11 protein-coding genes are annotated in these 11809 nt (G+C 47.2%); 3 read left to right on the forward strand and 8 right to left on the reverse strand.

Annotated features, from left to right (window positions below):
- Positions 1-10: 10 nt before the first annotated feature.
- On the reverse strand, positions 11-502 hold the full coding sequence (locus tag CWI81_RS05625; protein ID WP_126784292.1) for a regulatory protein RecX: 492 nt from the start codon (positions 500-502) through the stop codon (positions 11-13).
- Positions 503-543: 41 nt separating this feature from the next.
- Here CWI81_RS05625 and CWI81_RS05630 point away from each other — a divergent pair, with 41 nt between their 5' ends.
- Both CWI81_RS05630 and CWI81_RS05635 read left to right on the forward strand, forming a co-directional pair.
- Positions 544-1260, forward strand: a complete 717-nt coding sequence (locus CWI81_RS05630; protein WP_126784293.1) for an SIMPL domain-containing protein — start codon at positions 544-546, stop codon at positions 1258-1260.
- Between the two features lie 71 nt (positions 1261-1331).
- The gene (locus CWI81_RS05635; protein ID WP_126784294.1) at positions 1332-3188 is read left to right on the forward strand and encodes a tetratricopeptide repeat-containing diguanylate cyclase; all 1857 of its coding nucleotides are present in this window, start codon (positions 1332-1334) and stop codon (positions 3186-3188) included.
- Here CWI81_RS05635 and CWI81_RS05640 read toward each other — a convergent pair.
- From CWI81_RS05640 to CWI81_RS05670, 7 genes are read right to left on the reverse strand one after another with little or no spacing between them, the layout of a single operon-like run.
- Positions 3127-4140 (reverse strand): agmatine deiminase family protein, encoded by a 1014-nt coding sequence (locus tag CWI81_RS05640; protein ID WP_126784295.1) that lies wholly within the window; start codon positions 4138-4140, stop codon positions 3127-3129. The two genes, CWI81_RS05635 and CWI81_RS05640, sit on opposite strands and share 62 nt — an antisense overlap.
- 1 nt (position 4141) lies before the next feature.
- Positions 4142-5026: a 23S rRNA pseudouridine(2605) synthase RluB gene (rluB, locus tag CWI81_RS05645; RefSeq protein ID WP_126784296.1), complete on the reverse strand. Its 885-nt coding sequence runs from the start codon at positions 5024-5026 to the stop codon at positions 4142-4144.
- Positions 5019-5594 (reverse strand): SMC-Scp complex subunit ScpB, encoded by a 576-nt coding sequence (scpB, locus tag CWI81_RS05650; RefSeq protein ID WP_126784477.1) that lies wholly within the window; start codon positions 5592-5594, stop codon positions 5019-5021. Before scpB ends, rluB begins: the two co-directional genes overlap by 8 nt.
- Positions 5575-6387 carry a segregation and condensation protein A gene (locus CWI81_RS05655; protein WP_126784297.1) on the reverse strand — a complete coding sequence of 271 codons (813 nt, stop codon included), beginning with the start codon at positions 6385-6387 and terminating at the stop codon, positions 5575-5577. Before CWI81_RS05655 ends, scpB begins: the two co-directional genes overlap by 20 nt.
- A gap of 14 nt (positions 6388-6401) precedes the next feature.
- The gene (locus CWI81_RS05660; protein ID WP_126784298.1) at positions 6402-7025 is read right to left on the reverse strand and encodes an L-threonylcarbamoyladenylate synthase; all 624 of its coding nucleotides are present in this window, start codon (positions 7023-7025) and stop codon (positions 6402-6404) included.
- 14 nt (positions 7026-7039) lie between these two features.
- Positions 7040-7867 (reverse strand): PHP domain-containing protein, encoded by an 828-nt coding sequence (locus CWI81_RS05665; protein ID WP_126784299.1) that lies wholly within the window; start codon positions 7865-7867, stop codon positions 7040-7042.
- Position 7868: 1 nt separating this feature from the next.
- Entirely contained in the window at positions 7869-9893 is a 2025-nt protein-coding gene (locus CWI81_RS05670) for an NADPH-dependent 2,4-dienoyl-CoA reductase (protein WP_126784300.1), read from the reverse strand.
- 172 nt (positions 9894-10065) lie between these two features.
- Here CWI81_RS05670 and CWI81_RS05675 point away from each other — a divergent pair, with 172 nt between their 5' ends.
- Complete coding sequence (locus CWI81_RS05675; RefSeq protein WP_126784301.1) at positions 10066-11601, forward strand: S10 family peptidase; 1536 nt, start codon at positions 10066-10068, stop codon at positions 11599-11601.
- The last annotated feature ends 208 nt before the right edge of the window (positions 11602-11809 follow it).

Genomic DNA, 11809 nt, shown 5'->3' on the forward strand with positions numbered 1-11809 from the left:
TTTGGCTCGCCTAGCTTTCCAGCTCGCCCAGCACCGCAAAAATTTGATCGCCGCTAAAGCCTCTTTGTTGAAGGTAGCGAACTCTCTTTGACCACTCCTTCCGGTCTACTGGTGGTCGTTCTCCAAACTTACGTTGATGCAGCTCGCGACAGCGCTGCTGCCAGTCAACCGAATGTTCGGCCAGTGCCGCTTCGACCAGCTGCCGATCAACACCGCGTTGCTGGGTGGCCTGGGCTACTATCTTAATACGTCCCTGACCTTGCATTAGTTTTTCCCGAATAAAACTACCAATAAAGCGCTCGTCACTCTGCCACCCCTTGGTTGCTAACTCCTGTATTAATTCATCAACGTCAGCGTCAGGCCAGCCTTTTTGGGTTAATTTATGGCGCAGTTCAAACTGGCTATGTTCACGTCGGGTTAGTAACCGAAACGCTGCATCTTTCAACGTTTGCTTGTCGCTATTTTGGCTCGCATCTTGCGACACTCCGGAACTTTTACTCATTGGTTCACTCCAAAGATGAAAGTCATTGCACAGGATAACGTATGAAACACTCGGATCCATTCTGGAAGCCTACACTTATTTTAACAGCTTGCTTGTTAATACTCATATCGTTTACATCACAGGCGCAATCTTCTCCTACTAATTCGATTACTGTTTCTGGCTCTGCTACGGTATCTGCGGTTCCCGACCGCGCATCGCTGTCGTTTACTATAGAACAACGAGGCAACAAGCTAAGTTCACTTAAAACACAAGTTGATCAGGCCAGCCGTCGACTTATCGACGATTTGTTGGGCCTTGATATCGCAGAAAAAAATATTCGCTCATTTCAACTTCATGTTTATCCACGTTATGAAAACGCGGACAACGGTAAGCAACGCCAAAGTGGCTTTGTCGTAATGCGTTCTATCGATATCACCCTGCCTTCTCTAGAAAGTTATGACCAGATTATCGATTTAGCGTTAGCTCAAGGCGTGACTCGAGTCGGACAAATTCGCTTCGAAGTTTCCGATCAAGACGCGTTGTATCAGCAAGCCTTACAAAAAGCCTATCAAAGCGCTTTTGAAAAAGCACAGTTCCTTGCTACCACGGCGCAGCTCGAGATTGGCGCAACCCTGCGCATCGATGAACAGTCAATGTCGCGACCGGTCGCCTTTCAAATGGCAGAAATGAGCTCTCGCAGCCAATCACCTTCTTTGCCAGGCGAGCAGTCCATTGATGCAAGACTGCAGGTTCAGTTTGAACTTTTATCCAAAGATTAATAAAGACTTGAACCGTAGTTTGTCATACAATTAATTAACATTAATAAACAGTTTTAGCCTGGGGTTAGCCATTGCGCTACGTCGCATTTCTATTAATTATTCTTGCCAGTTACACTGCCAGTGCCGCCGAACCATGGCAGCAGTGGCGCGTGGATGCCAGTAGCTCACCCGAGCGCTGGTTACAAACAACCAGCGAATGGATAGAAACTTATAATAACCAACGTCAATATAGCGAGTTGGCGATGGCCTATGCCATTCGTTCTGAAGCTCTGCGTTATGTTGGCAACGAAAACCAAGCACAGGAGACTATTGAAGAAGGACTTCGCTTTGCCGAGCTATCGGAGTCCCCGGTAGCAAAAAGTTTGTTGCGAATTAACCAGACTTGGTATTACCTGCAACGAGGATTGCTTGGTCAGGCAGCAACCAGTGCTGTGTATGCTGCCGAAGCGGCAAAAAAAACCAACAATGATAATTTGCTGATAGAAGCTGATATGCTTCACGCCCAAGTTTTTCACAAGTCTGGAGATATCAGCAGGGCACTGGAAATTTTAGAGTCTTTAGAGCAACAACAGTACTCTGATATGGCCCGGCTACAAGTTGAATACCACAGCTTGATTGGCGCTATTTACCTTGATGTTGGGGCTACTAACATTGCTCTTGACCACATGTTAAACGCACTGCAAATAGCCAGAGATAAGCTCGGCAAGTGGGACGTTTCGGTACTGGAGTACAACATGGGCCGAGCTTACCTATCCAATCAAGAATACCAGCAAGCCAGTCAACACCTAAAAACTGCATTATCGCTAAGCCGTTCGATTAACGATGATTTAGGTATCGCTTATGCTTTATACCGACTCGCCGAAATCGAACAAATCGAAGGAAGAACTCGACCAGCGCTTGAACTTATGCAGCAAGCATTACCGGTATTCAAAAAAGTTGGTGCCCACCCGATGGAGGCCGAAATCAGGCTTGGCATCAGTAGAATTCACTTGGTGAATAAAGAGTTAACTAAGCTTAAGGCATCGTTGACTGCGGCTGAATCACTGATTAATACACTAAGTGACCCTGAGTTAAAACAGTCGCTGCATGAATTATTGTCTGAGTATCATCAACAGACAGGTAACTTTGAGCGAGCGCTAACAGACTATAAACAATCAGTACAGTTTCTTTTAGAGCATCAACGAGCAATACAGCAAAAACAAATTCAGGAAATTATGGTGCGGCTGGAAATTCGTGAACAAGAAGCCACTAACGAACTTCTGAAAAAAGAAAATCAAGTACAGCAACTGCAATTAAAAGAACAACAAACGTCTAACTATTTGATGGTCTGGTTGCTGCTCTCAGGCGCTGCCATCTTTCTATTAATCAGTTACTTTTTGTTCCAACAAATGAAATCCCGTAAGCGATACGCGGAACTGGCTCTTAAAGATGATTTAACGGGAGCTCCTAACCGCCGTGCTATCGTGCGATTCTGTAAACAGGGATTAGCACAAGTTAAACAGAATCAGCGTCGTTTAGCCTTAGCCATTATTGATTTTGATTACTTTAAACAGATTAATGATAATTTTGGTCATGACGTCGGCGATCATGTATTACAAAGGTTTGCCGAAGTCACGCAAAACTGTTTACGCAGCAACGATAAATTTGGCCGAATGGGTGGCGAAGAATGGCTACTGGTATTTTTCGACGCCGATGAAAACGACGCCGAATTAATATTTGGTCGGCTATTGGAGATGATTAATAAAAAACCTATTCAGGGGTTACCACAAGATTATCGTGTAACCTTTAGTATGGGGTTTGCTGCTGCCACCCAGCAAGACGACTTCGAATCTCTCTATAAACGTGCTGATGATGTCCTATACGATGCTAAGCACAAGGGACGTCAGCGTTTACAAGTGGCGCCAGAGCCAATGGTAGCTGATAGCTAACACAATGTAAGCCGCCACCGCCAAGCACCAGCTCCCGAGCATTAAACGGGATCATCCGGGTGTCAGGCACAGCCTTTTGTAGTCGCTCCAGCACTTGTTGATCTTCAGGCAAGTCATACTGCGGCACAATCAGTGCCTGATTTAATACGATGCAATTCACATAGCTGCATAACAATGGTAGCTCGGTCGTTCTAGCTAACGAGCCGGAAGAATGTGTAATATTGCAACGCTCAAAATATCGGCTTGGCTGCGGGGACGGCAGCGGTAAAGCAATTTTGTTGATGCTGTCGGGTAATTCCTGCAATTGCTTTTCTAACTGTTGGCAGGCAACAAAGTCGGGGTGTTGCGGCTCATTAGTGGCGCTATAAATCACGGTATTATCATTTACAAATAAGACCAGATTATCAATATGCCCCCCCGTTTCATCTGCCACTAACTGGGTTTCGATAAAAATAGGTTTAAGTGGCTCAAAAGTATCCGCCAACAGTCTTTTGAGTTGGCTTTCGTTGAGCTGAGGATTGCGCGACTTAATACTGTTAAAGCCAATTAATAGCCATTCCCCGTTGTGACTAAAAGTACCATTTTCAGCAACCCAGAAACTCTGGGAAATAACTCTTTCTTTAAATAACCGCGTGGCTAACGTTGCGTCTTTATCATAAGCTGACTGCACTCCACCCCAACCATTAAAACGAGGTTGCCAGCCGCGCCAATCAGCAGCTTCAGGACAGGTTTCGATGGTGTGCCATAACGGTAAAGTATCGCGTAGCCAAATATCGTCGTAACCAATAGTCGAGGGCAAAATACTGCAGGGTTGGAACTGCGATATAGATTGTTGTAACTGTTTAATTCGGGCTTGAGCGGGTTCGCCATTCTTACGCCAGACGTCGCTACGGTAGGGCTCGGCCAGCAAACATACTTGCCCGGCCGAGTATTCTTTAAACCATCGCCGCATGCTACTTTTTGTTAGGTGGCGACTTTTTGGCCGAAGAACGAGGTCTTTGTTTGATATCCTGTTTTCTTCTGGCGGTCGCTTTTCTGATTTTACCAAACCGACGTTGTTTGGACTCCTGATGCCTGGGGTCGACAAAGGAACGCTTTTCCGGCGGCAGTTTTACTTCCTTACGTAAATAGTTTACTTCTTCTAAAGACAACTCAGCCCAGCCCCCCTGGGGCAAACCAGACTCTAGTGGAATGTCACCATAACGTACACGAATCAACCGGCTGACCTGAACTTCCTGCGACTCCCACAAACGACGAACTTCGCGGTTCCTGCCTTCGCTTAAAGTAACATGGAACCAGCGATTCATGCCGTCGCCGCCAGCAACTTTAATCGCGTTAAATTTTGCCGGACCATCTTCTAACTGCACACCTTTTTGCAAACGTTGCAGCATGGCTTCGTCAACTTCGCCGAAAATTCGCACGGCATATTCACGTTCAATTTGTTGGCTTGGGTGCATTAACCGATTAGCTAATTCGCCATCGGTAGTAAATAACAACAAACCCGAAGTATTAACATCGAGTCTTCCAACCGCAACCCAACGCGCCCCGGACATACGTGGTAAGCGGTCGTAAACGGTCGGCCGCCCTTCTGGGTCTTTGCGGGTGCAAAGTTCGCCTTCGGGTTTGTGGTACATTAAAACTCGACAAATCACCGCTTCTTCAGGCTTTATCTGAGCCTCATGGCCATCGATACGAACCTGAGCATCCGCATCAATACGCTCCCCTAAACGCGCTACTTTGCCATTAACACGGATACGGCCAGCGGAAATTTTCGCCTCGATCTCACGGCGTGAACCGTGTCCTGAACGGGCTAATACCTTTTGTAACTTCTCAGTCATTCAATGTGTCTCTCTCGTTAGTCGCTGTCTCAGCGGTACGGTCTGCTGCCGGTTGACTATCAATATCCGGCAATTGTTCCAGGTTATTCAAATTAAAATCATCTAAAAATTCGGCCGTTGTTGCATAAAGTTGAGGCCTGCCCGGCACTTCTTTAACACCAATAACCTTTATCCAGTTACGTTCTTGCAGTGTCTTAATAATATTACTGCTAACGCTAACGCCCCGAACTTGCTCAATCTCACCCCGGGTTATCGGCTGCCGATAAACGATTAGCGCCAGCGTTTCTAACAATGCCTGCGAGTAACGCGGGGGTTTTTCCTGCCATAAACCGGCTAGTCGTTGACCCAACTCAGCGCGTGTTTGAAAACGATAACCCGAAGCAACTTTAACCAACTCGACACCGCGTTCGCTATAGTCCTGCTGCAAATTAGTAAGTGCCGCTTTCACAGCCGCCAGCGACGCATCCGATTCAGTTAGCAGTAGCTGCTGTAGTTGCTCTGCCGATAACGGCTGAGGATGCGCAAATAACGCGGCCTCCAGGAGCTGTTTAAGCTGGGTCGAATTCATCATGTTGTCTTTTTAAACGAATATGAATGTCACTCATCGGTTCCATCTGTGACAATTCTATCATTGATTCCTTCACAAGTTCCAAAATTGCTAAAAAACTAACCACTGCTCCCGCTCGTCCTTCACTGCGAACGAATAGCCGACTAAAGCTAATATAAGTTTGATGCTGCAGCAATTCGAGCACATGACTCATTCTAGCCCGGGTTGAGAGTTGTTCTCGTTTTATTTGGTGGTGAGCCTGCAACTCCACATTCTTTAATACCCGGCTAAAGGCAAGGGTCAAATCTTCGAGTGTCACTGCTGGTGGCGGTATAGTGACATAATCCCGGGCATCTGTTGCAACTTCGCTTAGCCAGGTATCTCGACCGACCTGCGGTTGTTGTTCAATGTATTCTGCACCATGACGAATTGCCTCGTATTCTTGCAGGCGTCGCACTAGCTCCGCACGCGGATCTTCTTCTTCATCATCTTCCTGCGGCGGTTTAGGCAGCAGTAATCGGCTTTTTATTTCCGCCAGCATCGCTGCCATGACCAGGTAATCAGCGGCCAGTTCTAGCTTTAATTCTTTCATCATGTCGACGTACTCAACGTACTGCCGGGTAATGGTTAGCACCGGAATATCAACCATCTCGAGCTTTTGTCGACGGATCAAGTACAACAGCAAATCCATCGGCCCGGAAAAGGTCTCCAGTATAACTTCCAGCGCGTCTGGGGGGATGTATAAATCCTCCGGTTTCTCGACCACCGGTTCGCCACGAACAAATCCCAGAGCTAACGATTTTTGCTCAGCCATAGAAGGTTAAACGCCTAAAAATCAAAGGGATCTGTATTGCCAGCCCCCTCGCGACGCACGACCGGCGCTCCTTCGGACAAATCAACCACCGTTGTTGGGTGTTCTGGCTGATTACCGCCATCAATGATTAACTCAACGCGCTTTTCCAATTGTTCGCGTATGTCATTGGGATCAGACTCTGCAAGCTCATTCTTACCCAGGATAAGGCTGGTCGACATCAATGGCTCGTTCATATCCTCAAGTAAAGCTAACGCGACTTTGTTGGTCGGAACACGAATACCAATGGTTTTACGTTTCGGATTCAATAACCGCTTAGGCACTTCCTTAGTCCCTTTAAGGATAAAAGTATAAGGCCCCGGGGTATTATTTTTTAACAACCGAAAGGCATCATTATCAACCCGTGCGTATATTGAAAGCTCTGACAAGTCACGGCACATTAGGGTGAAATTATGCTCTTTATCAATATCCCTAATCTGGCAAATGCGATCAACGCCTTGTTTATTCCCGAGCTGACAGCCTATAGCATAGCCAGAGTCGGTCGGGTATACTACAACACCGCCACGACGAATAATTTCGGTAGCTTGCTGTATTAATCTTTTTTGCGGATTTTCTGGATGTATCTCAAAGTACTGGCTCATTTAAGCCTCCTGCTTCAGGTGGGCGACCATGCACTCCATATTGGCACACACTGCTCTGGCAGACAAAGGTTTTTGCCTAAATCACGCCAACCGTGAGGATGATGAAAGTCTGACCCTTGCGAAGCTTTAAGCTCATAATCGCTTGCAAACTCGGCAAGTGCCTTACGCTGTCCAATCGGTTGCTGGCTTAGACTCACCTCGATCGCGTCAAGCCCCCATTGTTTAGCTTCAACACACAGCTTACGTAACCACTTATTCGACAATTTATAAGCATGCGGATGGGCCAGTACTGCGACCCCGCCCGCAGCCTGAATTGCCGTTATTGCAGCTTCGATATCACACCATTGAGCTTTAACGTAGGCGCTATTACCTTTACCGATATACCGGTCAAATGCTTGCTGTGGATGTTCGACCACGCCTTTTGCCACCATTGCGTCGGCGATGTGTTTACGGGTAGGCATCCCGGTAATCAAACATTCTTCGCGGGTCACATGTACGCCACGCTGAAACAACTTTTCCAGCATTCGTTCAAAGCGTTGCTCGCGGGCTGCCAATTGTTGCTGGAGTAATTGAGCTAATGCGCTGTCGTTTACGTCCACATTTAACCCAACAATATGAATTTCGAAGGCATGCCACTGGCAGCTTATCTCAACACCACTAATAAGTTGCAATGGCAACTTATTCTGGTCAAGATATTCTGCAGCCTCAATGCTACCGGCGATGGTGTCATGATCCGTAATCGCTAACATATCGACCTGATTAGCAACGGCTCGATGCAATAAGTCAGGGACGGCGAGTTCGCCGTCCGAGTGACGTGTGTGGCAATGCAAATCAACTCTCATATTAAATCTTAGCTGCCAGCTCGGTGCCTTGGCGGATGGCTCTCTTAGCATCGAGCTCGGCCGCTACATCGGCACCGCCTATTAAGTGCACAGACTGCCCGGCATCAATTAGCTGCTGCTGTAGATCTTTTAGCGGAAGCTGACCCGCACATATGACAATATTATCGACCTGTAACAGCTCGCGTTTACCATCGCGCTCTATTTCGATACCCTCCGGCACAATCTGGTGATAAGTAACCGAATTCCACATGTGTACCGACTTGCTCTTAAGCTCAGCCCGATGCACCCAGCCCGAAGTTTTACCCAAACCTTTGCCAACTTTTGTCGGCTTGCGCTGTAATAACCAGACCTGACGTGGACTCGATTCCGGCTGTGGTTGTTTTAAACCACCCCGTTCTTGATACGATTTATCAATTCCCCAGCGCTCAGACCATTCTGGTTCATCAATCGTTAACGATTTTTCGGTGGTCAGATATTCAGAGACATCAAAGCCAATACCCCCAGCGCCGATAACGGCGACTTTATTACCAACTGGTTTGTGGTCTCTTAACACATCCAGATAGCCCAACACATGGGGTAACTCAATTCCTGGAATGTCTACTTGCCGCGGTTTTACCCCTGTCGCCAGCACGATTTCGTCATAGTTACCTGCCGCTAAGCCGTCCGCTGATTGAGCTTGACCTAACTTGACGTTAACCCCGGTATCTTTAATACGCTCCGCAAAGTAACGCAGCGTCTCATGAAATTCTTCTTTGCCCGGAATTTGCTTAGCATAATTAAACTGACCACCAATTTCGTTGGCTTTATCGTAGAGATCAACATGGTGACCACGTTCCGCAGCGGTACAGGCAAATGCCAACCCTGCCGGACCTGCGCCAATAACTGCCACACGTTTTTTATCAGTGGCTGGCGTCACAACTAGTTCAGTCTCATAACAGGCTCTGGGATTAACCAGACAACTTGCCCGTTTGTTGGCAAAAACATGATCCAGACAGGCCTGATTGCAGGCAATGCAGGTATTAATTTTTTCTGGTTGATTTTGGGCTGCTTTATTGACCAGCTCCGCATCCGCTAATAAAGGCCGTGCCATCGATACCATATCGGCTTGATTTGAGGCCAGAATATGCTCGGCTATGTCCGGTGTGTTAATACGATTAACGGCAACAACCGGTACACTTAATTCGCGTCTTACCCGTTCTGTAATCCAACTAAATGCCGCCCGCGGCACCGATGTTACGATAGTTGGCACTCGTGCTTCATGCCAACCAATACCAGTATTAATGATTGTAACTCCGGCTTGCTCTAATGCTTTACCCAGCTGCAGCACTTCATCCAAAGTATGTCCGTCATCCACTAAGTCCAGCATCGACAACCGGAAAATAATAATAAACTTGTCACCAACGCGCTGCCGTACCTGCTTCATTATTTCCAACGGCAGCCGCATCCGGTTCTCAAAACTGCCACCCCATTGGTCGGTTCTTTCATTGGTCCGGGGACATAAAAACTGATTAATTAAATAGCCTTCAGAGCCCATAATTTCGACTCCGTCATAACCAGCTTTCTGCGCCAACCTTGCCGAGCGAGCATAGTGCTTGATGGTTGTTTTAATCTGCCGTTCGCTCATGACTTTAGGTTTAAACGGATTAATAGGCGCTTTTATCGCACTTGGGGCCAAACTGAATGGATGGTAGCTATAACGTCCGGCATGAAGAATTTGCATGCAAATTTTAGCACCGTATTGATGAACCCGGTCGGTCACTTTACGGTGTTTGCTAACATGCCATGGCTTTGACATCTCACTGCCAAAAGGAGCTAGTCGTCCGCGAAAGTTTGGGCTGATCCCACCCGTAACGATAAGCCCAACACCACCTTTTGCACGTTCTTCATAAAACGCCGCTAACTTGTCAAAACCACCTTTTTCTTCTTCCAGCCCAGTATGCATTGAGCCCATCAGCACTCGATTTTTTAACTGGGTAAAACCAAGATCCAGTGGCTCTAATAACTTTGGATACGATGATTGGGTCACAACAGCCTCTTTTTTAAACGGGTGTTTGATTTCTTTCTCACTTTACTCGTTAAGCAGCGATAGCTCAAGTTCTCCGTCAAGTATCGTAAATGCTCGGGTAATAATCGCATATTCTTTGACTATCAGTTAAAAAAGTTTGTTAATCTTGAGCAACAAAACAAAGGAGAAACTCATGAAACAGTCAGTCGCGTTAGTCGCTGGGTTGTCATTGTTAGGCTCGGTTGCCTCTAGTGCCGCATACGCACAGCAGGACCCTAGCGAACACTTACGTCAAATTCCTATAGAAACCACTTCGGTTACTGAACACAGTGTTGAAATAAACGGTGAAAGCGTTGATTACTCAGCAACTGCAGGCACATTACCGGTCTGGAATGACGAAGGACACCCAACAGCCACCTTGTTTTATACCTATTACCAGCGAGAAGATGTCGATAATCGTGCCGAACGTCCCGTCGTGTTCTCTTTTAACGGCGGACCCGGCTCAGCATCCGTTTGGATGCACCTTGCTTATACAGGCCCCAAGGTGCTTAACCTGAGCGATGAGGGCTACCCGGTGCAGCCTTACGGTGTGCAGGATAACCCTCATTCAATTTTAGACGTGGCAGATATTGTCTTCGTTAACCCAGTAAACACCGGCTACTCCCGCGTTTTACCGAATGCAGACGGCGAAATGCCTTCAAAAAAGAAACAGCAGGAAATGTTCTTTGGCGTTAACTCTGACGTTCAATACCTGGCAGAATGGATGACCACATTCACCAGCCGCTATAACCGCTGGCGGTCACCCAAGTTTTTAATTGGTGAGAGTTACGGCACCACCCGTGTTTCGGGTCTTGCTCATGCGCTGCAAAACCGCGAATGGATGTACATTAACGGGGTAGTATTGGTGTCACCGACAGATATTGGCATTGACCGAGAAGGCCCGGTAAAGGAAGCCAATCAGTTGCCTTACTATGCAGCGGCTGCCTGGTATCATGACGCGTTGCCACAGGACCTACAAAGTAAAGACTTATTAGAAGTTTTGGCCGAAGTAGAACAGTATACGTTAGATAACTACCTGCCGGCATTAGCAAAAGGAGCCATGTTGAGCGACAGTGAGCGCCAACAAGTGGCCGAAACAGTGTCGCGCTATTCGGGTTTATCTAAGGAAGCGGTACTTTCTAATAACCTGGCGCCGGGCACTTGGTATTTCTGGAAAGAATTATTACGTGATAAAGATCGCACGGTTGGTCGCTTAGACTCGCGTTACCTCGGTATTGACGGTCGTCGTGCCGGTGACCGCCCAGACTACAACGCTGAACTGACGTCTTGGTTGCACTCTTTTACCCCAGCCATTAATTACTATTTGCGCGAAGAACTCGACTTTGTCACCGATGTGAAATACAACATGTTTGGTCCGGTTCACCCATGGGATCGCAGCAATAATAATACCGGCGAGCAGCTACGCGAAGCGATGGCCGCTAACCCCTATTTGAATGTGCTGGTACAGTCAGGGTATTTCGACGGTGCTACCAATTATTTTGATGCTAAATACACAACCTGGCATTTAGACCGCAGCACCTTGATGAAAAATCGCATCGACTTTAAAGGTTATCGCAGTGGCCACATGATGTACCTACGTCGTGCCGATCTTGAAACGGCTAATGACGATGTTCGCGACTTTATTATCAAGGCATTACCCGAGCGCGGAGTTCCGGCCGAATATCAATAAACAGTGCTTGACAAGCTGGCGGTAAGTCGTTAGCTTGTCACCTATTGCAGGCCCTGAAGCGCCTTTTGTTGATTATACAACTAACCATGATACAACGAGTGACTGGATAAACGATGACACTTACATTACGCACGACAGTACAACATTGGTGGTGGAACTTCTCGCAAGAGCGGGTAGTGGCAGTGTGCGTGTGATTTTTTCGTAACCA

The sequence above is a fragment of the Idiomarina seosinensis genome (assembly GCF_003987275.1).
GTDB classification, from domain to species: Bacteria; Pseudomonadota; Gammaproteobacteria; order Enterobacterales; family Alteromonadaceae; genus Idiomarina; species Idiomarina seosinensis.

Coding starts and splice junctions, on each gene's coding strand:
- CWI81_RS05625 (WP_126784292.1), bottom strand. CDS start 502: ATGAGTAAAAGTTCCGGAGTGTCGCAAGATGCGAGCCAAAATAGCGAC.
- scpB (WP_126784477.1), bottom strand. CDS start 5,594: ATGAATTCGACCCAGCTTAAACAGCTCCTGGAGGCCGCGTTATTTGCG.
- rluB (WP_126784296.1), bottom strand. CDS start 5,026: ATGACTGAGAAGTTACAAAAGGTATTAGCCCGTTCAGGACACGGTTCA.
- CWI81_RS05675 (WP_126784301.1), top strand. CDS start 10,066: ATGAAACAGTCAGTCGCGTTAGTCGCTGGGTTGTCATTGTTAGGCTCG.
- CWI81_RS05665 (WP_126784299.1), bottom strand. CDS start 7,867: ATGAGAGTTGATTTGCATTGCCACACACGTCACTCGGACGGCGAACTC.
- CWI81_RS05660 (WP_126784298.1), bottom strand. CDS start 7,025: ATGAGCCAGTACTTTGAGATACATCCAGAAAATCCGCAAAAAAGATTA.
- CWI81_RS05630 (WP_126784293.1), top strand. CDS start 544: ATGAAACACTCGGATCCATTCTGGAAGCCTACACTTATTTTAACAGCT.
- CWI81_RS05655 (WP_126784297.1), bottom strand. CDS start 6,387: ATGGCTGAGCAAAAATCGTTAGCTCTGGGATTTGTTCGTGGCGAACCG.
- CWI81_RS05640 (WP_126784295.1), bottom strand. CDS start 4,140: ATGCGGCGATGGTTTAAAGAATACTCGGCCGGGCAAGTATGTTTGCTG.